Below are 26,091 nucleotides of genomic sequence, written 5' to 3' on the forward strand. Positions count from 1 at the left end.
ATTAATTAAAACAAATTCCTTTACTTGGCCGTCAGAACAACAAGCGGGAGGGCGGCCCCCATGGTCCGGCGGGTGTTTCGCACACGATCCATGCATCGCCTGGCATTGAGCTGGGTGGTGGCGCTCGCCCTGCTGTTGGGCGGCCCTTCGGCGGCGCGCGCGGCAGGGCCGGTGGTCCACACCACCACCGGCGCCGTGCAAGGCCAGGACACGGGCCAGGGTGGCGCCCTGTTCCAGGGCATCCCCTTCGCCCAGCCACCCGTCGGCCCGCTGCGCTGGCGGCCGCCCCAGCCCATCACCTGGCCCGGAATCCGCGAGGCCACCCATCCCTCGCCCCCCTGCCTGCAACGCGGCTATGGCTGGAACGACGCCCTGGCCGCCCGCAGCCAGGAGGACTGCTTGTACCTGGACATCCGCACCTCCGCGATGCTGCCCCGCGCCGGCCTGCCCGTCATGGTCTGGATCCATGGTGGCGCCAACCGGGCGGGGGCGGCCGACGGCACCGTCCTGTCCAGCCTGGCGAACCCCCATGGCACCAACGGGGGCGTGGTGCTGGTGGCCATCCAGTATCGGCTGGGCACCTTCGGCTTCCTGTCGCTGCCGGAGCTGACGGATGAGTCGCCCCACCACGCCTCCGGCAATTATGGCCTGATGGACCAGATGGCGGCACTGGCCTGGGTGCGCGCCAACATCGGCCGGTTCGGCGGCGATCCGAACAACATCACCATTTTCGGGGAGTCCGCCGGTGGCCAGGATGTGGGACAGCTGATGCTGGCGCCACAGGCGCGCGGGCTGTTCGCGAAGGCCATCGGGCAAAGCGGCACCGCCGGCTTTGGCGTCATCCCCCGCACCCTGGCGGAGAATGAGGCGCTGGGCCGGCAGTTGCTGGACAAGGCGGGGGTGCCGGACCTGGCGCACCTGCGAGTCCTGTCCGGGTCGGCCATCCTGGCGGCCACGGATGGGCTGAAGCCCGCCACCATCGCCGATGACAGCTTCATCTGGCTGCAGGCGGTCATCGACGGCTGGATCCTGCCCCAGGCGCCGGAAGCGCTGTTGGCGCAAGCGGCACCCGTCCCCCTGATGATCGGCAGCAACGCGCGTGAGTTGACCCTGTACGGCGGCGCGGACGCGGTGGTCCCCACCATCCGCCAGGCCTTCGGCGCCCATGCGGCGGAGGCGCTGGCCTTCTACGGCATCAAGGACGGCATCCTGCCCGCGCCCGATCCGCGCCTGGGCGATGTGGCGACACAGTTGGCCGCGGATCTCACCTTCCGCTGCCCATCGCTGCACGTGGCGGCGGCGCATGCGGCCACCGGCAACCCCACCTGGGTCTATCACTTTGATCGCAGCCCGGCGCAAGGGGTGGTCAGCCACGGCAGCGACCTGCCCTTCCTGTTCGATGGCCGGCCGGCGGGGGCGCCGGGCGACGACACCCCGACCCTGCAACGCTACTGGGTCAACTTCGCCCGCACCGGCGACCCCAACGGCGCCGGCCTGGCCCGCTGGCCCGCGTTTGACGCCGGGGGCGCCTATCTGGCCTTCACGGATGCGGGGCCAGAGGCCAGGACAGGCCTGCGCGGCCCCCTGTGCGCCCTGCGCCCGCCCATGCCCTGAGCGTCAGAGGGCAAGGGCGCGGCGGACCGCCGTCACGTCTCCAGCCGGCTCGCCATCTCCTCCAGCGACACGCGCTTGGTCTCGGGGAAGAATAGCAGCACCACGACGAACTGGGCGGCCATCATGGCGGCGAACAGATAGAAGGGCGCGCCCTTGGAATATGTCGCCACCAGGGGAAACACCCCGGACAGGAAGGCGTTGGCCAGCCAATGGGTGGCGCTGCCCAGGCTCTGCCCCCGCGCCCGCACCGCCGTGGGGAAAATCTCCGCGATATAGACCCAGATGACGGCCCCCTGGCTGAAGGCGAATGAGGCGATGAAGCCCAGCAGCGCCCAGATCAGGTAGGCGCCGCCGCCGACGCCCGAAAGGATCAGGGCGGCGGCGCCCAAGCTGATGGTCATGCCCACCGCGCCGATCATCAGCAGGGTCCGGCGCCCCGCCCGGTCGATGACCGTCATGGCAAGGCCGGTGAACAACAGGTTGGTCGCCCCCACCGCCACCGATTGCAGGTCGGCCGAGACCTTGCCGAAGCCGGCGGCGGCGAAGATGTCGTTGAGGTAACTGATAGCGTGATTACTCCGTATTTTTTCACGCTGTTTCAACAAGTTACAGGAGATATATAGGTTCCCCACAAGGAACTATGTCGTATTCCTACCGCGACTCTCTCAGTCGCCATACTGGACGAGCGCCGCTATGGCGCGGCTCCGGCGGGCGGTGCCTGCCGTGCTGGCAGGGACGTATTCTGAACACCCGCTGTTTGTCCGCATCGGCGCGGGCGCACTCCCGGCGATACCTGCTTGCCACAGACATGCGGACTTCAGGGGACAACGGTCGTCAGTACAGGTGAAATGTGAGGACATACGAAGGGTTCCCTAAGGAGAACCATTCCGGGCAGCACAAGGCCTAGGGCGGCGGCCCCGGAATGGATCAGGTTGTTTCTGACGGTTCACCACGATCCCCGGCCGTAACCAGGGATCGGACGTGAGCGGTCAGGACTTCTTAAGCGCCCCTGTCAGGCCATCAAGAACACCGGGTGTTCCGCCTCGCGTGAACAAGGGGGGTTTCGCAGGGGCGCGCTGGGATATCGTTTCGGGGTGCAGGTTCAGCCAATAGCACGCCCATTCAATCGGCTTGTCCGCTCCCCGCTTTTCCCATTCCTGGATGGTGCTTAAGGCCACCCCGAATACCCGGGCCGTAGCGCGGTAGGACAGTCCTTTAGCTTCCCGCCAGGCCTTAAAGTCGAACGGCGCGTCGTCTTCTTGCATGACCATACCGCCCTCTATATGATTGGGACACCCGGGGAGAGTTGCAGCCCTCCCCGGGGTCCGTCAGTTACCGTACTTGATCTTGATGGAAATCTCGATCAGGACACGGAACTTTCGGAGGACTTTACGGATGGTCTTGTACATCCTTTTTTCTCCTCCGTGTGGCAGGTGACGGCCCTTCCGTCCCTGTCCACGCGGGGAGTATGTACCGAAAGTCGGCACACAGGCAATACCGAAAATCGGTACGCGCCCTTTTATTCACACCCCGGGTCCGGCACCGGTACAGGCCGCTCCCCCGCCGCTACCCGCACCGCGTTTTCGAGGTTATACGCTTCGGCTTCCAAGAGGTTCCTGCACGGCCCCACAAGCACCCCGCCGTGGTACCGAGCTTGGTAGTGGTGGGCAATCTCATGGGCCAACACAGCGCGGCTTTGGGTGCCCGGGGTAAACGTCCAGGCGTTTAGATAGATCGTATGATCAGCCCAGACATAGACGCCATTGATCGTCTGATCAGGGCGGGGCCGCTCCCCCGCTGCGCGCATCGCCCCGTACATGCGTTGATCGTCAATGACAACGCGGATGTCGTCCAGCTGGGGGACGCCCAGGCGCCCCGCGATCCATTGGGAAATGCCGGGGGTCACCCGGGCGGCATAGGCGTACTGTTCAGGGGTTCCATCGGTTGCGCACGCGGACAGGGCTAGGGCGGCGGCAAGGGCCGCGCCACGGGACTTGCTCAGCATGTGATTGGCTTTCGGTTTCAGGCCGCGAAGATGTCCAGTGGGCCTGCGGTGGACACCGCGCCGTTGCTGTCCCAACGGACGACGATGCGCGCGCCGTAGGCGAACAGGACGATGCCGGTGAGGGTGGCGTACAGGGTGGACTTGATGGCTTGACCGGGGTGGAACACGGCGGCCCCCTCAGAATGCGCCTAAGGGCGTCTTGATGATGGCTGAAGCCCCCGCCGTGCCCCACGCCATGAACCAGGCACGGGGGTCTTTCTCATCCGCGTGGGCGCGCACGGCTTCCACCCGGTCCAACGCGGTGGCGTGGTCAGGGTACGGCCCGGCAACGAAGTGCTTGCGGGAACCGTTCACGGCGGTGACGTAAAAGTGATTGATGGTCGGGGCGGTCATAGCTCGGTCTCCCCTTCGTGGATAAGGGTCAGCACATCGCCGTCTTTGGTCAGCATCTCCGCTGACACCGCAGCGCACAGCGCGTTCGCGGCGCGCATCTCGCTGAGACGGAATTCCCGTACAAGGGTTTCGTGGGCGGCCCATCGTGACGTGAAGGACCGTGGGGGTTGCCCGGGGATAGTCAGAGTGATCATGGTCATTCCTCCGTCTTCCGCAGGCGCTTGGGGGTCTTGTCGACCACCTCCCCGTTGAACCGCTGGGCCATCTGCTGGGCTGTCCCCATGGCGTCCGCGTAGTCCGCCGCCGGGCAGGATGTGGGGCGTCCGCGATAGCGGTAGTGAACCTGGAATTCGTGCCATTCGGCGTCGAAGCGGACCGTGAAGGTTGGGCGAGTGGTCATGGCCGGTACCCCGGCTTGGTCAGGATTTCCTCGCAGTTCCGGGCGACACCACGAATAGCCTGTGCTGCGTTGTCCAATAGATCTAAGGCGCTCTCTAGCATCTGCCCGCTTCGGAGAGCGTCCCGAAGGCGCCACTCTTCTTCCTCAACCTGCGCCTGCCAGTCCTTGCAGCGCGCGAGTAGGGCCGCCGCGTCGCCGCGCCGATAGCGCACGTCTAGTAGGGCCGTGCGAAGTTCTAGGGCCTTGGTCGCATGGGTCGCCATGATCAGTACCCCGCCCAGGCGCGCAGTTCCGTCCAGGTCTGCGGGACCGGCTGGCCATCCCAATTGATGCATTCCAAGCCTTCGTTGGTGACGCGGGCGTACTTCCCCCAATCGTGGTCAAGCACCCACGCCAGACGCTGCACCCGCACGGCTTCAGGGGCATCGTTCAGGGCCGGGGAAGCCGCGTGGTGCTCAGCGTCCAGGAAGCTGTCAGTGATCCCGTTGTCTTCCGCGAAGGCCGCGCACGCGGCTTCAGGGGTCTCGGCAAGGGCGTACCCCAGGGTGGGGCCTGTGCGGACATCAAAGACTTCGTAAAAGCGGCGCGTCATGGGTTGGTTTCCCTCGGTTCGCGTTGCGGCGTTGAGGTAGACCTTAGATAGTTCCCCATGGAGATGCAAGCGGTAAGTTCACCACGGGGAACTTTTTTACGCCCCCGATGGCCCTCAAAAAAAAACCCCGCCGGGTTAGGGCGGGGCTGTTCGTCAAGCGAGCTTGTCTAAGACAGAGACCGCGTTACGGCTAACCGTTTCATGTTCGAGGTGCGCATATTTTACAGTCATGCTCATTGTTGAGTGACCTAGCAGTTTGGACACCTCAAACAGTGACACACCGTTCATGATCAGCTTGGTGGCGAAGGTGTCGCGCAGGGTGTGGATGGTAGCTTTTCCACGTCGTGCGATTACCACGGGGTCGTTGATCCCCGCCCGTTCCATTGCCGCCGTGAAGGCCGCCGCCGAATACCCCCGTGGAGTCTTGGAATCCTTCCGGCCGGGAAATATGTAGGGGCTGGCTTCGTCTCGGCGGGTCCGATAGCGACGCTCAAGGACAGCCCGAAGGCGAGCGGTCATTGCCAACACCGATCGATTCTTGACCTTGCTGCGGTAAAGGTGCAACACACCGCGCTCGAAATCCACGTCATGCCACGTCATAGTTGCGCCCTCGGTGTGACGACATCCTGTGTCTAGCAGGAACACAGCAAAGTCCCATAGGTCCTGACGGGCTGGCCCCACGACACCCCGCGCCATCGGCGGCAGTTTGTCGGGGTGCAGTTCTTCTAACAGGCGACGTTCTTCGTCCAGGGTCAGATATCGTGTCTTCGGTTCATACTTAGGCGCGGCAAAACGAACATTGGGGGCCACCGCCACGCCCCAAACATCACGGCATAAGTTATAGACACGCCCTAGTAAGCCAATCTCATTACCGATATAGTTCCCCTTGAAGCCCTCCCCTTCCCGCTCCTTCCACAATGTTAGCGCGGTGGCGGTGGTGATTTCTGACATCAATGTCGTTGGGGGAATAAACCAGCTTTTAGGGTTCGGCCTAGTCTCGCCAATTAGTTTCCCCTTAAGGACCTTTCGGGGGCCGTACGACGGCCGTCCCTCGATAGTCTTTAGGTAGCGCTCAAGAGCATCCTTGATAGTCAATTCCTCGGCGGCACCTAGCTGAACACGATCCATCTCTTTTTTCAGCATGGCCTGGGCCACTTCACGGGCTTCGGTCTTGGACGTCCGCTTGGTGGACTTGCGAAGGCGCTTGCCGTTGACAGAGAAATCAACCCACCAGAATACGCTTTCTTGTGGCTTATAGAGCTTCATGACGCTACCCCTAGTACGTCCAAATTTCCCGCCTATAGAAGACAGCAACCGGCCTTCGCCGAAGCCTGCCCCTATGGCGTCTTTATGTTCTTGAGGATTGTAAGAAGTTCCCCATGGGGACGCAAGGGGAAAGTTCCCTATGGGGAACCATAGACGATACACAACATGTTGTGTGCCGACACACAATCCCTAGTACGTCCAAATTTCCCGCCTATAGAAGACAGCAACCGCCTGCCTCACCCTCGGGGCCACCCCTGTGCCATCCCGAAGGGCGCTGACGCATACCACACGGCACCGTCACCATAAACCACCGACCATTTTGGAACGGGCTTATAAGAAAGCCACGACGTATTACTTAAATATACGTCATATATTATCTAAAGTTATAAATATTTCTATGATGTAACTTAAGATAAAATGATATATTATTATATTAATATACAATATTTAGGTACACTTTACGATTCATGATGAAGGATCTTCGGTCCTTTTAGTTTTCCATCATGAAGTCTGAGGTGATCAAGGGCGCGCGTCTATCATTGGCAGAAGCGTCCCACGCTCTTGACCTTGATTGATCACCTCGGCAGCCGCCTCAATGGACGCATCCCGGAATAACGCCTGGAAAATTTCTGGGTAGTCCCAGAACAGTAGGCGAGCCATAAGACTTCCCGGGTTGACGCCTGTCAGCTTAGCGAAGGGTGCCCAGCGGTCGGGCCGCAGTTTCCCCTGACCATTCTCAATCTGGCTGATGGTTGACCGCTGTTGATAGCCTAGGGCTTCTGCGACCTGTGATGTGACCAATCCGGCATCCTGACGGCACTGCGCCAGATAGGCGCCGGATGTCTTCCGCTGCTGTTCTTGGTGTTCACGTATGATGATTGCCATGATGTCCCAAGCGGCTTAAATTGTCGTGGGCCGCTTCTAACATGCTTTTTTGGCACTGTGTACCCCAAAAGTTCACCGTGGCGAACCGGATCAATCATCACCGAAGGTTAAACCCTCCCGTGCTGCGAGGTAGGCCATAACGTCCTCAAACTGCGCGTCGGAAAGGCGGTCGATTAGTGCAAGCTGAAGCCAGCCCACGACCTTTGTTAGTTCGTCGTTAGTATCCTGAACCTGTGACACGGTGCTGTTGTCCCTTGTTTGCAATCCGTTAACGCAATGGTGCGACCTTTTGCCCTTTGTGCCTTCAGGTTTAACCCACGGTCAACAGCACTACTCGTGTAGCGCCACACCAGCCGGTTTGCAGGCATCGCGGGGGCGCCCGCAAGGGGCGCAGGTCTTGCTAGGCGTACCGCTAAGCTATCCCAACGCATCCCCCATCCCGTCCCATAACTAAGCCTACGTAGGGCATGACGCCGTCCTTTCGGTAGAAGTGACCTATCCGAACGCTAGGCCCCCATAACCTGAGGGCATATCGCTTCGTTAATATGGCGTTCTCCTTGGGGAACTTAGGGGGTTCCCTATGGCGATGCAATAGCCCTTTTTCTGTTAGGCTTGATTTTCGCCATCGGGATAGGTTGTGATGCTTGCCAAGTGTGACCCCATATCTAGTCTGTACCGCTTAGTACAGCGGCTTAGGACAGTCCCACGCCCGTGGTTCATACTAATCACTTGGCACATTCACGGCATAGTCGGGGCGCCTTCGGTGTCAGTCCCTTGGTTTCCCTGGGGTTCCCCCACATACTCTAATATCTAGACAAGATGTGTCGTGCCGCGAGCGCGTCGCCGCAGCACCGAAACCGGCCCCCAGGGGGTCTATAAAGAGAGCCTTTCGAGGTTCCTTTGGGGTTTGTCGTTGTTGTTGTTGTTCGGCCGCAGGGTACCGTTAAGACCCCGCCGGATTTTCTCAATCTCACCCCCCAGGGCCACCATCCCCGGCACACATTTACCCAACATATGCAACCCCGATTGTTCCGGCACTAACACCCCCTTGGGTTCGGCAGTTGTAGAACAGAACGGGAACAGACGTCAAGAATGCGACAATATGCCCCTCGAAAGTGCGTCCTACGTCACCGGCCTGGACGCGGCCAACCCATACCCGACCGACCCCACGGCCCAGGGGGATGACCATATCCGAATGCTGAAGGCGGTCCTTCTGGCCACCTTCCCGAAACTGTCGGGTGCCCTCAATGTCTCCCAAGACGACCTGAACGGCCTGCCCGCCAGCATCACCGCCCTCAATTCCTCGGTGTCTTCGGTCACCTCGACGGTAACCACCCTGGGCACCACTGTGGCAGCCCTAAGCCCCCAGGTGGCGACCCTGGGGACCACGCTGGCCACCCTAGGCACCACTGTGGCGGGCCTGGGCACCGATGTGACGACCCTCAAGGCCGCAAGGATACCCAGCGGGTCAATCCTCATGTGGGCCGGGTCCAGCATCCCCACCGGGTGGGTTCTGTGCGACGGCAGCAACGGGACACCCGATCTTCGCGGCCGGTTCATCCTGGGCGGTTCGACCGCGGACATCGGGAAGACCGGCGGCGCCTCGACGGCCACCACCGGCTCAGCCGGACAGCATTCACATAGCGGCGGCACGGGTGGAACCGCCCTGACCGTGGATCAAATCCCCTCGCACTCCCATGGGTTCCACACGGGCACCGGGGAACAGACGTTGCAGTCTGGTTTCGCCGCCAACGCCCAGAACGGCCCAGCCTTTCAGAACCTGACCACCGATGCGGCAGGGGGTGGCAAGGCCCACACCCACACGATTCCCGAGGACGGCGCCCATACGCATACCGTGAGCGTGCTGCCGCCTTACTACACCCTCGTTTACATCATGAAGACCTGAGCATGCCCATCTTCCCCATTCGGGACATCGGTTCCGGCGGGGTGCTGGCGGACCTCGCCCCACACAACATGCCTACACCCGGCCTCTCCATGGCCGTGAACGTCATCTTTGAGAACGGCAAGATCAAGCGCGCGCCCGTGCTGCGCCGTGTTGCCACGATCCCCGCGCCGACCTACTGGTGCACCAGCGTCACCCCGCCGAACGACTATGATTCACTGATCAGCGTTGGCACCGATGGACGATGGTTCAAGACGCAATCGGGAACCTCAGTTCCGATCAACCCGAATGGGCATCCTGCGGTCCCGGGTGTAACCCCGCCGACCGCTGGGTTCCTGAACAGCGTCCTTTATCTGAACCGGGCGGAAGACCTACCTACCTACCTGCGGCCCAACGACAGCCGCCTTCAGGGTTTTGTCGAACTGGCCCACGGGCTACCGCGCGCGGTCCCTCAGGACCTTCCGGGATTTCCTGGTGGCCCTGAACGTCACCGCGAACGGTACGGTCAATGGGACCATGGTCAAATGGTCGGACATCGTGTCCGCCGACAACGTGGACCCATCATGGGACCCCGCGTCCACCACCAACAGCGCTGGTGAAAACCTGCTGTCAAACCTGGCATCCCCGATCATAGACGGTTGCCAGCTGGGCGACGCCTTTGTGATTTACGCCCGCAATGAAGTGTGGGCCGCCGAATATGTGGGTGGGAATGACATCTTCACGTTTCGGGCGATCTTCACGGATCAGGGGATAATCAACAGCAATTGTTCGGTCGAGGTGGACCGTAAGCACTTCGTATTCGGCCCCACGGATATCTATACCCACGACGGGATTTCCAAGTTGTCGGTGTGTGACAACAAGGTCCGGCGGTACATCTTCAGTAGCCTGAACATGTCCAAGGCTGACCGGTGTTTCGTCCACCACGACCAGGCCATGAACCTCCTTTGGTTCTGCTATCCCAGCAGTGACGGGCAGACCGCCTACAAGAACCCCGACCGATGTAACCGCGCTGCGGTGTTCGCTTATAACACCGGTCAATGGTCCTTCGTGGACCTCCCCGACGCCACCGGGGCCGCGTTCATGGACACCAACACCATTCACACATGGGAAAGCGCTGCGAACCTAACCTGGGATAACCTGGGCGGTTCTTGGGCATCCCAAGACGACGGCTATCAGGCCCATAGCGTCTTTCTGTGCAAGAACGGCGACACATCAGACGCGGGCCTGACCGGCATCATGTATGCCAGTGACCGCGTTGACGATGGCGTGGTGACGGCCCCGGCGGACTTGGCAGTGATGCCCAGGGCTTTCGTTGAGCGAACCTATGTGGACCTTGATGCCGTCGTGGGGCCAGCCCTCACCGGCTACAAGTATGCCCGCAAGCTGTGGCCTGAAATCACGGCAATAAAGACCGGCGTTAGGGTTTATTTCCGATTCGGAACGTCCGATATTCCGAATGGATCAGTCACATGGGACCCACCGATACCCTACGATGTCGATACGGACTATCAGATAGACCTTCGCTCATCAGGCAGGTTCCTATCTTATCGCCTCTACTGCGATGAACCGAGCGATTTTCATTTCTCCGGCTTTGACGCCGACGTTGTAATACTAGGAAGAAGGTAACGATGGGGCCGACCCTGACCCTTCCCGAAGTGGAATCGAAGGTCAGGGCCGGTGTCCCGATCTTCTTCCCCGGGATAGACTTCGACAATCCAGCCGATAAGCCCGTGAGCGTCCCGGGTGGTGATGGCCAGCTTCCCGTCATCGGTGGCGGTGCGCTGACTTACACGACCACCATTACGGCCACGAACGGCCATATCGAATGTGGGGGCCTTGGCGTCACCGGCACGGGAAGTGACCACGTTACCATCAAAGCCTCGCTGACGATGACCCGCATAGCGTTGCGGACGATGCTATTCACGCCTTTGGAGCCCGACACCGCAACCAGCCTTAGCCTGAACGTCACCGCCAGTGATGGGACCACCGCCGAAGGGGCTTATACGTTCACCACATACGCGACCGCCGACCTACTGCCGGTGATCCGCTATCAGCGTCAGCAGGCGCCACAGCTGGTGGACAGCCTGAAGCGCTACACGGACACCGAGTTTGGCCGCGTGGCCGCCGCCGTGAACAGCATCACGGACGGGGTGACACAGACCATCGTGGACCTTGGGGACCGCATGGATTCCGGCTTCGCCGCCGTGCGGGACACCGTGACAGCGGTAGCGACGGACACGTATTCCATGGCTGAACGTGTTGACGTGCTGCAAGCCGCCTTCAACACGGCGGATACCAAATCGCTCGCGCGGATCAGCCACATAGAATTAGCCTACGCGGACGCTGACGAAGCCTTGGCGGAACGGATGGATAGCATGGAAGCTACCGTTACGACCAAGAACGCGACGACCAACGCCCGCATTGATGAAATCGCGATTGCTTACGCGACAGCCGATAGCGCGCTTGCTGAAGCAACGCGGACCCTTTCAGCGACCGTCACGACCAAGAACGCGGCGACGAACGCCCGAATTGATGATGTCGAGATAGCCTATGCGACGGCCGACACGGCCCTGACCAAGCGGCAGGACACTATTGAGGCCACCGTTAAGGCCAAAGATGCGGCGACAAACGCCCGTATCGATGACGTTCAGACAGCCTACGCGACAGCCGATAGCGCCCTTGCCGAGGCTACCCAGGCTCTCAGCGCCACCGTGACAGCGAAAGACGTAACGACCAACGCGCGCATCGATAGCGTGTCGAAGGCCCTGGCGGACACCAATCATGCGCTTGCGGAACGGACTGACGCCCTTCAGGTATCTTTCAACACCGCCGACACCGCCACCAACGCCCGCATTGATGAAATCGCGATTGCCTATGCCGCCGCTGATACGGCACTGGCAGAAGACCACAAGGCCCTCAGCGCAACCGTCAGCAAGAATTATGCTGACTTGGGCAGCAAGATTGGGCAGGAAACCAGCGACCGCCGGATAGACAGCGTTAACACCAACGCCCGTGTGGACAGCGTATCCCAGGCGGTGGCCGACACCAATTCGGCCATGGCCAAGCAGGCGGAAACCCTGACCGCCTCTATGACCACGCAGTTTTCCAACGTGGGCGGTCAGTTGTCGGACTTGAGCGGGGACCTGACACAGGAGATTAAGGACCGCAAGGCGGACACCGTAGCGACCAACGCCCGCGTGGACAGTGTGTCCCAGGCGCTGACGACAGCCCAGACCGCCTTAGCATCCCGTATCGACTCCGTGACAGCCTCGACGGATGCGCAGTTCAGCAGCGTTGGCGGCCAGGTTCGGGACATCAATTCCCAGATTGGCGGCATCAGTGGCCAGCTTGGGCAAATCGGCACGCAGATCACGGGCGCTAACGGCCGCATATCTGACGTATTCGACCAGGTGGGCACCGTGGGCGCGAAGCTGGACAGTGAGATTTCCACTCGCCAGTTGGACAGCGTAAACACCAACGCCCGCGTGGACTCTGAGATTAGGGCCCGTACGGATGCCGTTAGCGCCCTAAGCACCCGTATCGACTCCGTTAACAGCACCGTCACGCTGAACTATGGCACCCTTGATGGGAAGATCGGTCAGGAATCGTCGGATCGCCAGAAGGCCATTACCGCCGTCAACTCCCGGGTGGATAGTGCTATTCAGGCCGCATCGGACGCCACGGGCGCCGTAGGGACCCGCATAGACAGCGTTCAGGCCTCCGTCGCGTCCAACTGGCAGAACCTGGACGGCCGGGTGAACTCTGCGAACGACGCCATCAGCGGCGTCAACGGCCGGGTGGACAGCACAAACCAGGATGTCGGTTCCGTCAACGCCCGGGTGGATTCAGAGACACAGGCCCGCGTTAACATGGACGGCACCTTGTTGGCCCGCGCTGCGCTACGCCTGGACGGTGACGGTTACCTGACCGGTTGGGAGACCAACAACAATGGTCAGACGGGCAACATGATCTTTACCGTGGATAATCTGTACATGGTAAAGCCCGGAAAGGCTGAAAAGACGCCGATCGTCTCATTCTCTGACGGCCGATACTATTTCAACGGCGCGATCAACGCCAGCGCCCTGACTACCGGACAGTTCAACGCCGACCTTCAGCTAAAGAATGGTACCGGCTGGATCAGTGTCAACGGCAATAATACCTCCGTAAACAATCACTGTTACATCGCCCTATACGATGGAAGCAGCGTGATTGCTTACCTTGGACAAGACCCATTCAACAGCAACGACGATACCTTTAGATTTCGATTCTCAGACCATGGTGGAAATACCATCATGGACGTGGACGGAATGGGTGTCGAGGTTGTCAAATGGAAGTCCCTTGCCCAAAACTCCGCCTCAGCCCCTCAGTTTGTGTCGGCCCCCGGGCCATGGTCCGGAAACAACCAGTACCAGACGCTGACTGTGTTTCAATTCACTTTGGATCATCCGGCAAACTGCTTGATCATCGCGAACTGGCAGCAGAGTTATTCCAGCGGTCAGAAAAACGTTGATGCACAGCTTCATGTTGATTCGGCCGCGAAGATCAGCAGGACAATGGGCGCGGTCAACGATACGCCAACCTACAGTTACGCTATGAATCTCGGCGCCGGAAGTCACCAAGCTGTCTTGTATTGGAAGACCGAGGGCAGCGTACAAGCAAGCGGCTTATCTCTGGCCGTCTGGGCTCAATACAAATGAAGACTTTCATTGTCTATGACACCGCTTCCGGTGACTTCCGGTGGCTGGTGCGCGCCCTTGCATGTCAAAGCGAGGCTGTGACCCCGCTTGGCCTCTCATGTGTCGAATTCACCGGCACGGATGAACCCGGGCCACAACACCGGCTCGTTGATGGCGCCTGGGTGCTCCGGCCGCAAGCCGACCTGGACGCGGACGCGCTCAGCACGGCTTGGCACGCGCTACGCGCTGAACGTTTCCGGCGCTTAGCGTCCTCGGATATCGAGGTGGCGGGCGACCGTTGGCAGCTGATGACGCCCGCCCGGCAAGAAGCGTGGGCAACCTACCGACAAGCCCTCAGGGACCTTCCCGAAACCTGCACTGACCCCTTCAATCCAATCTGGCCCCTCTCCCCATGATCCGTGACGCCATCCCGGACGATTTCCCCAAGCTGTCCGCAATGGCCGACCGGTTCATTAAGGCCGCCCGCTGGGGGATCGATCCCGATCCAGAAACCATCACCCGCACCCTGACGTACCTATCCGCCAGCCCGGACGGCGCCTTGCGTGTCCTCGTTTCCGACAGTGGCTTACCTGTCGGCATGGCGGGGGGTGTCCTGTTCCCCTGCATCTTCAACGCCTCCCACCGCATCGGCCAAGAGGCATTTGTTTGGGTGGACCCCTCCTATCGCGGCCAGGGTGTCGCCCTGTTTCGTGACCTTGAACGCGAGTTGATCACGAAGGGCGCCCAGACGGTCATTATGGCCAACACCATGGAAATCCGCCCGGAAGCCGTGGGGATGCTCTTTAGACGGATGGGGTACCGCCCGGCGGAAACTCATTACATCAAGAGTACCTGACATGATTTCTACAGGCGCAGCGGCCCTCGGTGCTTCCGCAATCGGTGGGCTGGCTGGCCTGTTCGGTGGCGGTGACCAGACCAGCACCACCAACACGAACAGCAATTCCAGCACCAACGCCAGCACCAGCAGCAACGGCAGTTCAGTCACCAACCCATGGGCGGCTCAGTCGCCCTACTTGACTGATCTGTTTGGCAAAGCCCAGACGGCGACGAATGACGCTCTAGGGTCCACTTGGGACCCCGGCCAGATGACGGCAAGTTGGAACACCAACCAGCAGAACGGGGCTGACGCCCTTGTGAGCGCTGGTACGCAAGGTGGCGCAGCGGCAACGTCCACGATCAACAGCGGAACGGGCCTGCTGGCGAACGGGCAGACGGCGACAAACCAATACAATGGACTGTATGGGGCCGCCACGACGAACCCCACGGCGCAGAACGTCGCGGACGCGGGCCAGTACGTCAACAATGATGTGCTGAACGGGCAGATTGACGCCATCGGCGCGGATATCAGCCGGAACTTTAACGAGAACACCTTACCCGGCATCCAACGCGGCGCCACGGCTACCGGCAACACCAACAGTACCCGTACGGCCATCGCCCAGGGCATCGCCCAACGGGGCGCCCAGGATCAGCTTGCACAGCAGTCCGCTAATCTTCGGGGGCAGGCCTATCAGCAGGGCTTGAGCCTGGCTGAGCAAGCACGCTCTACCAACATGACCGCCCAGGCGACCGCAGCGGCGGGCATGGGAGGACTTTATGGTGCTGGCGTAAACGCCACAACGGCAGGCACGAACAATGCGCTTAGTTCTGCTGGTGGTATCTACAGTGCTGGCGCACTGCAAAATCAGCAGGAACAGAACACCCTCGACGCGAACGTTACGAAATACAACAACAACGACCTTCGCGACCTTGGGATTCTGGCGCAGTACCAGGGCCTTATCGGCGGAAACTACGGCAGCAGCACGACCACCACCAACAACGGCACCAGCAACAGCAATACGCAAAGCCAATCGACCACCACGGGCACCACGCCGGGCGCTGGCACCTTGGCGAGTGTGCTTGGCGGTGCGTCTTCGGGCGCGGGCCTGGGCCTGTCCATCGGTAAAGCCTTCAATGACGCGGACAAGGAAAAGAAGTAGTGGCCTCGCAGTTCCTAGACCCCTCGGTGATCTCACAAATCATCGCGGGGAACCCCGACGCGCTTAACCAGGCGCAAGCCTCGCCGGACCCGTACCAATCCCTTAGTGCCGCCTTGTCGGCGCTGGGGGCTGGTCTAAGTTCCCGTCAGTCCTTTGGGCAGGCGGCGGCGGGCGCTAATCAGGCTTTCCAGCAGACGCAACGACAGCAGCAGCAGCAGGCGCAGCAGGACCAACAGCAGGCTTTCACGAATACCCTGTCAGCCCTGAACTACGGTCAGGAAGTCGGGAAGAACCAAGCGGACGCCGACTATAAGGCCGCAGAAGGCCGAAACAAGGACGCGGCGGCTGAAGTGGCCCGGGGTGGCCTTCAGCTTGCCCAGGATCAGGCCAAACAAGGCAAGGTCGTTGGTCAGGACGACTACGGCAACATTTTCATCATGGGGAGCGATGGGACCCTAGGGACCTACAACAGCTTTACCCAGCAGTTCACCAAGGCGGGCGCGTCTGGGGGCACTGTGGGTGCCTCCGGCGGCCCTCAGGCTACTACCCCCGCGCCAACCTCAGGCTCAGCCCCTGGTGTCAGTCCGGCGGCCTCCGGGTCCCCTATGGCCTCTATTCTGTCGTCCCCGGGGTTCCAAGCGGCCTTAGCGATGAAGCGCGCCATGGCAGGGTCTACAGCGTCACTGTCACACCCCGCCCAGGCCGGGCAGGTCTACACCGCGCCAGACGGCACGATGTTTCAGGCGTCCTATTTGCCCCTTCAGGGGAAGACGGCATTCCAGAACCTGACGACCGGGGACACGACTGATCACCTACCTGCGGGGGCCGCGCTGGCTTACCAGTCAGGCGCAGGCGCGACGAACAATCTGAGCGCCAAGGACTACAACGCGGCCCTTAAGAACACCGGGAACCTGTTAGCTCAACGGGAACAGACTGAGACACTTCAGCAACTGGCGTTAAATCCTGCCGCCGGCATCGGCAACAGGCTGGACGAAAGGCTGACACGCGGATTGGTCGGTATGACCGGCATTCCATGGGGCGACGTGGACCCGGCTTCGTTGGGGACCGCAAGCGCCTTGTTCAAACAGCTGGGCCTCAGTTCCGGCGCGGCCTTCTTCAAGGGCCAAGGCGCCGTCAGCGACTACGAGCGCAAGTTGGCAAGCCAGGCCATGGCGTCCATCGATACCAACCCCAAGGCCCTTCAGTTCCTCTTGGACGTGCGCCGCAGAGGTATCCAACGTGAGATTGACGCCACCGCAAGTTACCAAGGCGCTGATCCGTCAACGCGCGGGTCCTTCGCGGAATACCAAGCGAAGGTCTATCGCGATGCTGCGGACAAAGATCAGCAATACTATCAGCAAACGTACGGCGATCTTCTGGGCGGCGGAAAGTCCCCTGGTGCCAGCCCCCCTGGTAAGACGCCCGATGATTTCGCAGACATCCCAAATCTCATAAACAAGTACACGAAGTAGCAGCAATATGCCTGACGATTTGACGCGGCTCTATCAAGCACTCCGGGCCGCAGACGCGGCAGGCAACACTGAGGACGCCCGCCGTCTGGCTGAGTACATCAAGAGCCTACCCACCGGCACCGATGCCCCCGCTGGCCCCGAACCTGACCGGTCCTGGGGTTCAGCGCTCATGTCTGGGGTCGCGGGACCCGTAAAGGGCATCGGCACGACCCTTGAAGTCACCGGCCTGGCCCCCGAGTGGGGCAAGGTGATGCAGGGGGTTCCCGCGCCGTCGAACTACGAACCGGCCAAGGAACAGTTCCTTCATCCCCGGGACGGGGACGCCACGTTATTCGGCTATGGTGTCGGCGCGGTGCCGCGCATGGTTGCGGAGAACGCGGGTGCTATGGCTGGTGACCTGGCCGCGCGAGGTGCGGGGGCCGTGGCCGGTGGCGCCCTTGGCGGTGCTGCTGGTGGTGTCGTGGGTTCCGTTGTGCCCGGTCTCGGGAACGCGGCAGGTGCCGCCACTGGGGCTTCTGGTGGCGCCATTGCTGGGGCTATCGTTGCCCCCGCCGCCCTCAACGTGATGGAAACCCTGGGGCCTATCGCCAAGAGCATTGCGGCCCATGACGGGCGGGACCAGGTGTCCCGCGACGACCTGAAGCAAGCCGCCGTCACCGCTGCGGCCTCCGGGCTGATCAGTGCGGCGGCCCTGAAGTTCATTCCGGGCCTGGGCGATGTCGCCGGGTCCAGCGCCATAGGCATCGCGAAGTCCAGCGCGGCCGGTGTCATCGGCGGTGCGGCGTCCTCGGCAGTAACCCAGGCCGGTTCCACGGCCGGGACCGCGGACGGCCTTAGCGTTGATCCTGGCGACATGCTGGCAGACGCGGTTGGTTCAGGCGCTACAGCTGCGGGTGTCGGCGCCGTCCGTGCCGCTGCGGCCTTCCCCGCGAACCACCGGGCCGCCAAGGATTACGCCACGTCCCCCGAGGCCTTTGAAAGCGCCAACCGCGTTGGTCAAGCATACAGCGATTACAACCCCACCGCCATTCCTGGCGCCCCTGGTGCTGACACAGCCCCGTCCGTTCTTTTCCGGACCATGGCGGACAACACGCGGGCTCAGCTGAACACGGCGGTTGAGGGGCTTCGCTCGCAGGGCGTCGTTGACGACGGGGAAGCCGGTCAGCTGTCTCAAATCGTACGCCGGGCGGGTTCCGGGCAACGCGCGATCACCAAGGATGACCTATCGTTTATCGACGGTCTGAATCTCCCTGGGGATCAAGTGGCGGCCCTAAAATCGTCCGTCGTTGACCTGAACACCATGACTTATTCCGGGCTTCAGAAGAACGCGGTGGGGCCTGTTGAACGGGCCGCCGCGAAGTTCGCCCCCGCTCTTGGCCGGGCCATAGGTACCGGTGCCGGAAGCGTGATGGGTGGGTGGGCCGGTGGTATCACCGGAAACGTGGTTGGCGGGACCGCTGGGGCCATTCTCCCGGCCCTGGGCGCTATCACCGATCGCATGACCGGACAAAGCGGGCCACCCGCACTTCGGAACAAGGACCGTAATGCCGCGTTCCTTGAGCGCCGTGGCATTGACCCCGGATCGCTGGACGACAACCTTGCGGCCCTCTCTCAGGGCCTCTATGGGGGCGCCGCTGCACCCGCATCCGGTGGTTGGCCTGGCGGGTCAATCCCCCCGTGGGCCGTGGGTGGTCCCCCCATGCCAACCGTTGCGACACCCACGGCCGGAACGGCGCCCCAGATGCCCGGCCCAGCCGCGCCCGCTACGACAGGCCCGCCCAAACCCGTTGACGTGTACGCCATTGGCCGCAAGGCGACCATTGACGCCGACACCCCGGCTAATGGTGTGGACCGCGAGATTGCCCACCGGCTGGGCTTCAGCCCCGCCCAGGTGCGGGACTTGCGGGATCACATCGTGGCCCATGGCGGAACCCCTGAGGACCAGGCCGCCTTGGGGTCCCTCATGGATCGCTTCAGCACCGCGCAGAGTCTGCCTCAAGGCGATTTCTATGCCTTGCAGAACCTGATTCCGCTGGCCGCTACGAAGGCCGGTGTCCAGCCCCGCTACAGCCCGGACGAACGCCAGCAGTTCGCCCCACCGCCCCCGAAAGCGACCGCAGGGGACCCCTACAGCCCCGCCATGGCCCAGGCCAATGCCAACCAGGCGCGGGTAACCCAGGCCTCGGCCGCACTGGACGGCGTACAGCTGCCCAGCACTGACCTAGCGGCCCTGAAGGTCGCGGCGTTGCGCATCGGCGCCAGCAATAACAAGGCGGACGCCCAGGCCGTGCTTGACGGCTTAAGCGGCCAGGTCACCCCCGAGGCCTTGCAAGCCGCCCAGCAGTACCTTGCGCCCCTCGTGGCGCAGATACGACACGATACCCCTGAGAAGGCTGAAGCAGCCCGGAAGAAATGACCCCAACCCTGATCCTACTGGACCACCTGAACGCGGCCTTGAGCGTGCGGGACAACCCCAACCTCACCCCCGAGCAACGCCGCGCGGTCCTTCGGGACCTACGCACCAACCTCCCCAGCCGATACGACCACGCTTCGGCCATGTCCCTGCGCGGTGTCGTCCTGGGGGTCCTCGAAGAAGCACTTAAGGAAGACCATGGAAGTACCGGCGGAACGGCCGAAGGCCCGCGTAAAGAAGTGGCGCAGCAAGAACCCGGCGGGCCGGTTCACGACAGCGACGGCGAAGGCCCTGAGGGCGGTGAAGACGGCGGAAGGAAGCGCGCAGTGCGGCGGCGGCAGTCGTAAGGGGGTGCGCAACGGTTCAACCCGCGTCGAGACGGAACAAGCCATGTTCGACGCCGCCCCGTTGGTCCAGGCGAGCAAACAGCTACCTGCCGATATCCAGGAACGCACAGGCCTGACCATCAATCCCCTTTACGAGATGGAATTGATGGTGCGGGCGGACGCCCTGGGGGCACGGGAGCGCCTTCAGGCCCTGAAGGAACTGGCGGCTTACACCCACAGCCGCGCGCCCAGCATCGTGGACAGCAAGGTTGAGGTGAAGCGCGCCGAAGACTGGCTGGACCAGCTGGCCGCCGAGGAAGACACCAGCCCCACCTAACATGAAGACACCACCCGAAGTAATCCGACAACGGCTTCGGGACGAATTCAGGTTTTACGCCGCGAAGGCGCTGAAAATTCGCACCAAGACGGGCGAGATTGTCAACCTTCGCCTGAATGCCGCACAAGAAATCCTGATGGCTGCGATTGAAAAGCAGCTGCGGGAAACCGGCATGATCCGGATCATCATTCTGAAGGCCCGTCAACAGGGTCTATCAACGATGGTGGGCGGCTATATCTATTTCAAAACGTCCCAGAAGCGCGGCCAAAAGGCGTTGGTGGTAACCCACGAAGCGGAAGCCACCCAGACGCTCTTCACTATGACCCGGCGGTATCACGAGAACGTGCCGGACATCCTACGCCCCAGCACAAGCTATTCGTCCAAGAAAGAGTTGGTTTTCGACCGCTTGGATAGCGCTTACAAGATCGCCACCGCCGGGTCTGACAGCGTGTCGCGCGGCGATACGATCCAGCAGGCCCACCTATCCGAGGTGGCCTTTTGGCCGAAGAACAAGGCCCGGGAAATCTACAACGGCCTTGACCAGGCCATCCCCAAAGCCCCCGACACCAGCCTGTTTATCGAGTCCACTGCGGACGGCGTAAGCGGCCTGTTCTATGAACTGTGGCAAGGCGCCGTGGCCGGGACCAACGGCCTTCTGCCTGTGTTTATCCCCTGGTTCATCATGGGTGAATACCGTGAGGAACCGCCCGAAGGCTTTAGCCGTACCCCGGCCGAAGACGACGAAGCCGCACGGGTCCTGAAGGTCTCAGGGTTCAAACTGGACGACGCCCAATTGTTCTGGCGCCGCCGGAAGGTGGCTGCTGTCGGTATCGACCTGTTCAACCAGGAATACCCCGCGTGCGCCGAGGACGCCTTTATCACCAGCGGTCGGCCGGTCTTTGAACCGGAAGTGATCCGGGACATGCAGGACGATGCCCCTGAGGAACCCCATGGCCGCATGATGGTCGAGGGGGATACGCTGATACCGCATTCAAGGGGGCCACTGACCTGTTACCTGCCCTTTGATGAGGGCGAGACCTACTATGTGGGTGCGGACCCCGGGGGCGCCACGGGCGTGTTTTCCCAGGACTACAGCGTTGCCCAGGTTCTGGACAGCCAACACCGCCAAGTCGCGGTGTATCGTGATCGGGTCCATCCCGATCACTTCGCGGAAGTCCTCAACGCCATCGGCCGCTTCTTCAATGAAGCCCGAATTATCGTTGAGAACAACAATCACGGCCTGCTGACCTGTACCCGGTTGGGTAAAGATTTAGCGTATCCGAACTTCTACACCGAAATGGTTGTGGACAAGATCACCGACCGCGAGACGGTCAAGCTAGGTTTCACGACGAGCGTGAAAACCAAGCCCTTAGTGATCAACAAGTTACGCGCCACGATCCGTGATCGCGACATCACGCTTTACGACCGGGATACGCTCCGGGAACTGCAAACCTTCATCACCACCGAAAACGGTTCCATGGAAGCGGAACGGGGTGAACACGATGACACCGTTATGGCACTCGCCTTAGCAAATCACATTTGGGAAGGCTACAAGCCGCCTTTGGTTGTTGATGACCATTACTATTACGAAGCCCTCTAACGATTCCTGGGCTCTAAAGTAACCCCGTAGCACTGAGCCCCCAATACGAATGCCTGAGTACAAGAAGTACACGGACGACGAACTGTCCGCGATTATCGAACGTGCTGTTACGGACGGTGGCCGGTATTACTCCACCAGACTTTCAAAAGAACGCCGCGACGCCTATCGATACTATAGTGGCGAACTACCTGCCCCCATGCACAGGGGAAACAGCCGTTACGTCTCTATGGACGTTTACGACGCGGTCGATGGGATGCGCTCCCAACTGGTCGAAGCGGTCAGCGGCAATAGCTCCCCCGCCTACTTCAGCCCCCAGCAGGCCGACGACGTTGAGCCCGCACGCATCGCCACGGAGTACACCAATTTCGTTGTCTACCGGCAGAACAAGGGCGCCGATGTCATCTATGACGTGATCACGGACGGCCTGATGTGCCGTGCGGGTGTCGCTAAGGTGTGGTGGGACGACCGCTATGTGTCGGACTACAAGGACGAGACCTTTGACAACCTCGACATGGGCGGTTTAGGCGCGGCGTTGGTTGACCGGCCGGACGCCGACGTGAAAGACCTGACCCTAGCCGAAGACACAGGCCTGCTGTCCGGAACTTTCCGGACCCCTGTCAGTGCCCCACAGGTTCGCATTGAAGCGGTGCCGCCCGAAGACTTCGGCATCGCCAGCGGCGCGCGCTGCATCCAAGACGCGGAATACGTCTATCACCGCCAGCGGCTCACGGTATCCGATCTTCTCAAAATGGGCTTCCCCCGGGGCAGTGTTGACGCGCTGAACAGCGAGGGCGCCCTAAGCCAAGACTTGGAAGACAATGCCCGCAGCGAACGGCTGATGTCGGGCGACGATGACGAGATGCAGCCTCAGAACCGCAAGGTCATGGTCTATGAAGTCTACATGCAGCTGGACCTTGAGGGCACCGGTAAAACCAGCCGCTGGCAATTCATGTACGCTGGAAAGACCGTGTTCAAGAAGCAGCCGGTGGACGCCTTCCCGTTTGAGGAATTTGTACCACTCCGCATCCCGCATGCCTTTTACGGCGGCTGGTACGCGGGCCACGTCATCCCAACCCAGAACGCCCGCACAGCGCTGACACGCGCCATCGTGGATCACACCGTCACGACTACGAACCCCCGATATCAGGTCGTCCGGGGGACCCTGACGAACCCTAAGGAACTCCTTGAGAACCGCCTAGGCGGCATCGTCAATGTGTCGCGGCCAGACGGTATCCTGCCCCTGATGCAGGGGTCCCTTAACCCGTTTGTGTTCCAAACCATCTCCCTGTTGGACGACGACAAGGAGGAAGTGACAGGCCTGTCCCGATTATCGCAGGGTCTGAACAAGGACGCGATCAGCAGCCAGAACAGCCAAGGGATGGTTGAACAGCTGATCAGCGTGTCACAGGTCCGGCAGAAGGTGATTGCGCGCGCGCTGGCCGACTTCATGCGACGCCTGTTCCTGCGGGTCTATGACTTGGTGATCAAAAACGAGGACCGGCAGGCGATTATCCAGGTTGCCGGAAATTGGGTTGAGATTGACCCGACCGCCTGGGGCGAGCGTAAGGACGCTGAAATCAATCTGGCCTTGGGATACGGCGAAGCCGACCGGGAGGCCGCTAAGCTGATCCAGGTGGACCAGTACCTGTCGGCCGACCCTCGCCTTGGTCCGATGTACCAGCAATCCAACCGGTACAATCTGCTGATCCGCATCCTGGAAAAGCAGGGGATCAAGGACGCCAAGGCGATCCTGACGGACCCCGCGACCATCCCGCCGCCGCCGCCCGATCCCCGCGCGCAACTCGAAATCGAGTTGATGAAGGCCAACATCGCGAAAATCCAAAAGGATATCGAGATTGGCTTTGCGAAGACACAGGCGACCGCCCAACAGCACGCTTCAGAAATCAGCCTGAGGCAAGCCGAGTTTGAACACAAGATGGTCCTGGACGCGGCAGAACTGGCGATGGCCCAGCAGACCCCGGCCCCCGACCGCCGCACTATTGTGAGCGTATGACCCCCGAAGAACTCGCGGTGATCCAAGATGGCATCACCGCCGAAGCCCTCAACGGCTTCCTTTCCCGCGCCGTCGCGGAAACCGAACTGACGATGTTTCAGGACTGGTTGTCCACCGACGAACTCGACAAGGGACGGCGGGAAGAAATTTACCTGACCCATCGGGCCCTTCGCGGCCTGGTGGGCACCATCCGCACCAAAATCACCGCCTATTACGAACTCTTGAAGTCCCAAGCGGCTTCCGAGGCCTACGGAGAATCCCAGCACTATGAATGACATCTCTATCCATCCGGACGAGATTGACACCAGCACCGACGCCGCCGTTGAGGCGTTGTTGCAGCAGTTTGAAGACCGGCCAACCGAGGGCGCCACGGACACCGCCCCGGCGGAAGACGCCACGACCCCGGGCGTCGAGCCTGAAGGTACCCCCGAGGCGCCCGAACCGGCCCCGGCCGAGGCTGTCCCCGACGACCTCGAAACCGAGATTGAGGTTGACGGGCAGAAGCACCGGGTGGCCGTCAAAGACCTGAAGCGTCTTTGGGGCCAGGAAGCGGCCCTTACCCGGAAGGCGCAGGAAACCGCTGCGGCCCGTAAGGCTGCTGAAGACGCTACGTCGGCAATGGCCACACGCCTGGACGCCCTGGTGCAGCGGGCCAGGTCCGAATATGAGCCCTTCGCCAAGGTTGACCTGTTCATGGCGTCCCGGGAGATGGACCCCACGTCCTTTCAGGCCCTGCGCCAGGCGATGCAGAAGGCGGAAGATAACTTGCGCTTTGTCGAGCGCGAGGCGTCCGCGGTCATGGCGGAACAGCAGGCCCAGGCCCAGCACGCCTACCGTGAACGCGCGAAGGCGGCCCTTGAGGTTCTGCCCACGCTCATCCCGGAATGGTCCTCGGATCACTACGGCACCTTGCGGGACTACGCGGTTACCAGCGGCTTCACCGCCGACGAATTCCACAATGTGACCGACCCCCGGCTGATCCAGCTGGTCCACAAGGCCCGCGCCTATGACCAGGCTCAGGCCAAGGCCGCCGCCGCCGTGACCACCGCCAAGAAGGTGCCCACGGCGCCCTTGCGTCCGTCCGCCACGGCGCCGACGACTACCGCCGACACCCGCGCGACCGACGCCCTGAAGCGCCTGCGCTCCACCGGTTCCACGGATGACGCCGTGGCCGCCCTCATGGGCCGCTGGGCTGACTAACCAGTCACCCCTAAGAACTCTCAAGAATCCGTAAATTATCTCGGCGCGCTGCAAAGATACGCGCGCGCCTTCAGGAAAGTATTATCTAATGGCTACGTACACCAGCTTTGATCAGGTCGGCAAGAAGGAAGACATTTCCGATGTCATCACCAACCTGAGCCCCACCGACACGCCGTTTCAGACGGCGGTTAAGAGCGAGACCGTCGACAATACCCTGTTTCAGTGGCAGGAAGACAGCCTGGCGGCCCCGAACGATGACAATGCGATGGACGAAGGTTTCGAGGCGTCGGCCGTCACACTGACGCCCACCACCATGCGATCCAACGTCACCCAAATCATGTCCACCACGGTGAAGGTGTCTGATACGGCTGACACCGTGTCGGCCTATGGCCGTGCCAAGGAAACCGCCTATCAGATCGCGAAGAAGTCGAAGGAACTTAAGCGCGACCTTGAGCGCGCCTTTGTCGGCACTGGCCAGGCTCAGTCTGTCACCGGCCTGAAGCGCAAGATGGCGGGCTATCAGGCCCAGATTGACGCCTCGGTCAAGACGGACCTGTCGGGCGGTGTCGCCGCGAACAAGACGGCGCTAACCGAAGGCGCCGTCCTGGACCTGTCGGAAACCCTGTACACGGGCGGTGGCGAGGCCAGCCTGTTGATGGTGAAGCCTCATGACAGCCGCGTCATTGCCGGTTGGACCGGTGCCGCTGGCCGCTATCGGCAGTTCGACGGCGGGGCAAAGACGGTGACCAATGCGGTCAACCTGTATGTCTCGCCCTACGGCGAGTTGAAGGTGGTCATGAACCGCTTCTTGCGGGCAACCGACGCCTTGCTGTTCGATCCCGACCACTGGCGCCGGAAGGTGCTGCGCCCCTGGACCCGCACCGCGCTGGCCAAGACCGGCGACGCGTCCAGCACCATGATCGTGGGCGAATTCTCTCTGAAGCATGACAACTTCAAGGCCTCCGGCCTGATCACTGGCCTGCTGTAAGCCCATCCGC

At 61.6% G+C, this 26,091-nt stretch carries 25 protein-coding genes; 15 read left to right on the plus strand and 10 right to left on the minus strand.

The genetic code is table 11. The features are described from left to right. Positions 1 to 60: 60 nt before the first annotated feature. The gene (locus FHS74_RS17700) at positions 61 to 1,614 is read left to right on the plus strand and encodes a carboxylesterase/lipase family protein (protein ID WP_211106375.1); all 1,554 of its coding nucleotides are present in this window, start codon (positions 61 to 63) and stop codon (positions 1,612 to 1,614) included. Positions 1,615 to 1,646: 32 nt separating this feature from the next. Here FHS74_RS17700 and FHS74_RS17705 read toward each other — a convergent pair whose 3' ends face one another. The 10 genes from FHS74_RS17705 to FHS74_RS17750 all read right to left on the minus strand — a co-directional run bounded on the left by FHS74_RS17705 (position 1,647) and on the right by FHS74_RS17750 (position 7,155). Further along, a complete protein-coding gene (locus tag FHS74_RS17705) occupies positions 1,647 to 2,216 on the minus strand; it encodes an MFS transporter (RefSeq protein ID WP_211106376.1) in 570 nt (189 codons plus the stop codon). A gap of 387 nt (positions 2,217 to 2,603) precedes the next feature. Further along, the gene (locus FHS74_RS17710) at positions 2,604 to 2,879 is read right to left on the minus strand and encodes a helix-turn-helix domain-containing protein (RefSeq protein WP_184802993.1); all 276 of its coding nucleotides are present in this window, start codon (positions 2,877 to 2,879) and stop codon (positions 2,604 to 2,606) included. Between the two features lie 254 nt (positions 2,880 to 3,133). Continuing rightward, entirely contained in the window at positions 3,134 to 3,619 is a 486-nt protein-coding gene (locus FHS74_RS17715) for a M48 family metalloprotease (RefSeq protein WP_184802995.1), read from the minus strand. A 17-nt stretch (positions 3,620 to 3,636) separates the two neighbouring features. Beyond that, positions 3,637 to 3,786 carry a hypothetical protein gene (locus tag FHS74_RS17720; protein ID WP_184802997.1) on the minus strand — a complete coding sequence of 50 codons (150 nt, stop codon included), beginning with the start codon at positions 3,784 to 3,786 and terminating at the stop codon, positions 3,637 to 3,639. Between the two features lie 10 nt (positions 3,787 to 3,796). Further along, positions 3,797 to 4,012: a hypothetical protein gene (locus tag FHS74_RS17725; RefSeq protein WP_184802999.1), complete on the minus strand. Its 216-nt coding sequence runs from the start codon at positions 4,010 to 4,012 to the stop codon at positions 3,797 to 3,799. Then, on the minus strand, positions 4,009 to 4,212 hold the full coding sequence (locus FHS74_RS17730) for a hypothetical protein (RefSeq protein WP_184803001.1): 204 nt from the start codon (positions 4,210 to 4,212) through the stop codon (positions 4,009 to 4,011). Before FHS74_RS17730 ends, FHS74_RS17725 begins: the two co-directional genes overlap by 4 nt. Next, complete coding sequence (locus tag FHS74_RS17735; protein ID WP_184803003.1) at positions 4,209 to 4,412, minus strand: hypothetical protein; 204 nt, start codon at positions 4,410 to 4,412, stop codon at positions 4,209 to 4,211. The genes FHS74_RS17730 and FHS74_RS17735 overlap by 4 nt, the downstream gene beginning before the upstream one ends. Positions 4,413 to 4,677: 265 nt before the next feature. Then, a complete protein-coding gene (locus tag FHS74_RS17740; RefSeq protein ID WP_184803005.1) occupies positions 4,678 to 5,004 on the minus strand; it encodes a hypothetical protein in 327 nt (108 codons plus the stop codon). 153 nt (positions 5,005 to 5,157) lie between these two features. Beyond that, positions 5,158 to 6,270: a tyrosine-type recombinase/integrase gene (locus FHS74_RS17745; RefSeq protein ID WP_184803007.1), complete on the minus strand. Its 1,113-nt coding sequence runs from the start codon at positions 6,268 to 6,270 to the stop codon at positions 5,158 to 5,160. 519 nt (positions 6,271 to 6,789) lie between these two features. Continuing rightward, positions 6,790 to 7,155 carry a helix-turn-helix domain-containing protein gene (locus FHS74_RS17750; protein WP_184803009.1) on the minus strand — a complete coding sequence of 122 codons (366 nt, stop codon included), beginning with the start codon at positions 7,153 to 7,155 and terminating at the stop codon, positions 6,790 to 6,792. Positions 7,156 to 8,257: 1,102 nt separating this feature from the next. On the opposite strand from FHS74_RS17750, the gene FHS74_RS17755 reads away from it, so the two are divergent. The 14 genes from FHS74_RS17755 (at position 8,258) to FHS74_RS17820 (ending at position 26,081) form a co-directional block, all read left to right on the plus strand. Next, positions 8,258 to 9,061 (plus strand): tail fiber protein, encoded by an 804-nt coding sequence (locus tag FHS74_RS17755; RefSeq protein WP_184803011.1) that lies wholly within the window; start codon positions 8,258 to 8,260, stop codon positions 9,059 to 9,061. Between the two features lie 471 nt (positions 9,062 to 9,532). After that, positions 9,533 to 10,684: a hypothetical protein gene (locus tag FHS74_RS17760; protein WP_184803013.1), complete on the plus strand. Its 1,152-nt coding sequence runs from the start codon at positions 9,533 to 9,535 to the stop codon at positions 10,682 to 10,684. A gap of 2 nt (positions 10,685 to 10,686) precedes the next feature. Continuing rightward, complete coding sequence (locus FHS74_RS17765) at positions 10,687 to 13,755, plus strand: hypothetical protein (RefSeq protein WP_184803015.1); 3,069 nt, start codon at positions 10,687 to 10,689, stop codon at positions 13,753 to 13,755. After that, the gene (locus tag FHS74_RS31310; RefSeq protein WP_184803017.1) at positions 13,752 to 14,150 is read left to right on the plus strand and encodes a phage tail assembly chaperone; all 399 of its coding nucleotides are present in this window, start codon (positions 13,752 to 13,754) and stop codon (positions 14,148 to 14,150) included. The genes FHS74_RS17765 and FHS74_RS31310 overlap by 4 nt, the downstream gene beginning before the upstream one ends. Continuing rightward, positions 14,147 to 14,590 (plus strand): GNAT family N-acetyltransferase, encoded by a 444-nt coding sequence (locus tag FHS74_RS17775; RefSeq protein WP_184803019.1) that lies wholly within the window; start codon positions 14,147 to 14,149, stop codon positions 14,588 to 14,590. Before FHS74_RS31310 ends, FHS74_RS17775 begins: the two co-directional genes overlap by 4 nt. A gap of 1 nt (position 14,591) precedes the next feature. Beyond that, positions 14,592 to 15,731 (plus strand): hypothetical protein, encoded by a 1,140-nt coding sequence (locus FHS74_RS17780; RefSeq protein WP_184803021.1) that lies wholly within the window; start codon positions 14,592 to 14,594, stop codon positions 15,729 to 15,731. Beyond that, positions 15,731 to 17,203, plus strand: a complete 1,473-nt coding sequence (locus tag FHS74_RS17785) for a hypothetical protein (RefSeq protein ID WP_184803023.1) — start codon at positions 15,731 to 15,733, stop codon at positions 17,201 to 17,203. The genes FHS74_RS17780 and FHS74_RS17785 overlap by 1 nt, the downstream gene beginning before the upstream one ends. A gap of 7 nt (positions 17,204 to 17,210) precedes the next feature. Next, positions 17,211 to 19,619, plus strand: coding sequence for a hypothetical protein (locus FHS74_RS17790; RefSeq protein WP_184803025.1), 2,409 nt, complete (start codon positions 17,211 to 17,213; stop codon positions 19,617 to 19,619). 195 nt (positions 19,620 to 19,814) lie between these two features. Beyond that, positions 19,815 to 20,279 carry a hypothetical protein gene (locus tag FHS74_RS17795; RefSeq protein ID WP_184803026.1) on the plus strand — a complete coding sequence of 155 codons (465 nt, stop codon included), beginning with the start codon at positions 19,815 to 19,817 and terminating at the stop codon, positions 20,277 to 20,279. A gap of 1 nt (position 20,280) precedes the next feature. Beyond that, on the plus strand, positions 20,281 to 21,879 hold the full coding sequence (locus tag FHS74_RS17800; protein ID WP_184803028.1) for a terminase large subunit: 1,599 nt from the start codon (positions 20,281 to 20,283) through the stop codon (positions 21,877 to 21,879). Positions 21,880 to 21,928: 49 nt separating this feature from the next. Further along, on the plus strand, positions 21,929 to 23,893 hold the full coding sequence (locus tag FHS74_RS17805) for a portal protein (protein WP_184803030.1): 1,965 nt from the start codon (positions 21,929 to 21,931) through the stop codon (positions 23,891 to 23,893). Then, positions 23,890 to 24,168 carry a hypothetical protein gene (locus FHS74_RS17810; protein ID WP_184803032.1) on the plus strand — a complete coding sequence of 93 codons (279 nt, stop codon included), beginning with the start codon at positions 23,890 to 23,892 and terminating at the stop codon, positions 24,166 to 24,168. Before FHS74_RS17805 ends, FHS74_RS17810 begins: the two co-directional genes overlap by 4 nt. Next, a complete protein-coding gene (locus FHS74_RS17815) occupies positions 24,161 to 25,093 on the plus strand; it encodes a hypothetical protein (RefSeq protein ID WP_184803034.1) in 933 nt (310 codons plus the stop codon). Before FHS74_RS17810 ends, FHS74_RS17815 begins: the two co-directional genes overlap by 8 nt. 88 nt (positions 25,094 to 25,181) lie before the next feature. After that, positions 25,182 to 26,081 carry an SU10 major capsid protein gene (locus FHS74_RS17820; RefSeq protein ID WP_184803036.1) on the plus strand — a complete coding sequence of 300 codons (900 nt, stop codon included), beginning with the start codon at positions 25,182 to 25,184 and terminating at the stop codon, positions 26,079 to 26,081. The last annotated feature ends 10 nt before the right edge of the window (positions 26,082 to 26,091 follow it).

This window comes from Nitrospirillum iridis (assembly GCF_014205765.1).
Taxonomy (GTDB): Bacteria; Pseudomonadota; Alphaproteobacteria; order Azospirillales; family Azospirillaceae; genus Nitrospirillum; species Nitrospirillum iridis.

Coding starts and splice junctions, on each gene's coding strand:
- FHS74_RS17745 (WP_184803007.1), bottom strand. CDS start 6,270: ATGAAGCTCTATAAGCCACAAGAAAGCGTATTCTGGTGGGTTGATTTC.
- FHS74_RS17795 (WP_184803026.1), top strand. CDS start 19,815: ATGGAAGTACCGGCGGAACGGCCGAAGGCCCGCGTAAAGAAGTGGCGC.
- FHS74_RS17730 (WP_184803001.1), bottom strand. CDS start 4,212: ATGACCATGATCACTCTGACTATCCCCGGGCAACCCCCACGGTCCTTC.
- FHS74_RS17780 (WP_184803021.1), top strand. CDS start 14,592: ATGATTTCTACAGGCGCAGCGGCCCTCGGTGCTTCCGCAATCGGTGGG.
- FHS74_RS17765 (WP_184803015.1), top strand. CDS start 10,687: ATGGGGCCGACCCTGACCCTTCCCGAAGTGGAATCGAAGGTCAGGGCC.
- FHS74_RS17710 (WP_184802993.1), bottom strand. CDS start 2,879: ATGCAAGAAGACGACGCGCCGTTCGACTTTAAGGCCTGGCGGGAAGCT.
- FHS74_RS17755 (WP_184803011.1), top strand. CDS start 8,258: ATGCCCCTCGAAAGTGCGTCCTACGTCACCGGCCTGGACGCGGCCAAC.
- FHS74_RS17790 (WP_184803025.1), top strand. CDS start 17,211: ATGCCTGACGATTTGACGCGGCTCTATCAAGCACTCCGGGCCGCAGAC.
- FHS74_RS17775 (WP_184803019.1), top strand. CDS start 14,147: ATGATCCGTGACGCCATCCCGGACGATTTCCCCAAGCTGTCCGCAATG.
- FHS74_RS17815 (WP_184803034.1), top strand. CDS start 24,161: ATGAATGACATCTCTATCCATCCGGACGAGATTGACACCAGCACCGAC.
- FHS74_RS17740 (WP_184803005.1), bottom strand. CDS start 5,004: ATGACGCGCCGCTTTTACGAAGTCTTTGATGTCCGCACAGGCCCCACC.
- FHS74_RS17700 (WP_211106375.1), top strand. CDS start 61: ATGGTCCGGCGGGTGTTTCGCACACGATCCATGCATCGCCTGGCATTG.
- FHS74_RS17800 (WP_184803028.1), top strand. CDS start 20,281: ATGAAGACACCACCCGAAGTAATCCGACAACGGCTTCGGGACGAATTC.
- FHS74_RS17750 (WP_184803009.1), bottom strand. CDS start 7,155: ATGGCAATCATCATACGTGAACACCAAGAACAGCAGCGGAAGACATCC.
- FHS74_RS17810 (WP_184803032.1), top strand. CDS start 23,890: ATGACCCCCGAAGAACTCGCGGTGATCCAAGATGGCATCACCGCCGAA.
- FHS74_RS17715 (WP_184802995.1), bottom strand. CDS start 3,619: ATGCTGAGCAAGTCCCGTGGCGCGGCCCTTGCCGCCGCCCTAGCCCTG.
- FHS74_RS17725 (WP_184802999.1), bottom strand. CDS start 4,012: ATGACCGCCCCGACCATCAATCACTTTTACGTCACCGCCGTGAACGGT.
- FHS74_RS17735 (WP_184803003.1), bottom strand. CDS start 4,412: ATGACCACTCGCCCAACCTTCACGGTCCGCTTCGACGCCGAATGGCAC.
- FHS74_RS17820 (WP_184803036.1), top strand. CDS start 25,182: ATGGCTACGTACACCAGCTTTGATCAGGTCGGCAAGAAGGAAGACATT.
- FHS74_RS31310 (WP_184803017.1), top strand. CDS start 13,752: ATGAAGACTTTCATTGTCTATGACACCGCTTCCGGTGACTTCCGGTGG.
- FHS74_RS17805 (WP_184803030.1), top strand. CDS start 21,929: ATGCCTGAGTACAAGAAGTACACGGACGACGAACTGTCCGCGATTATC.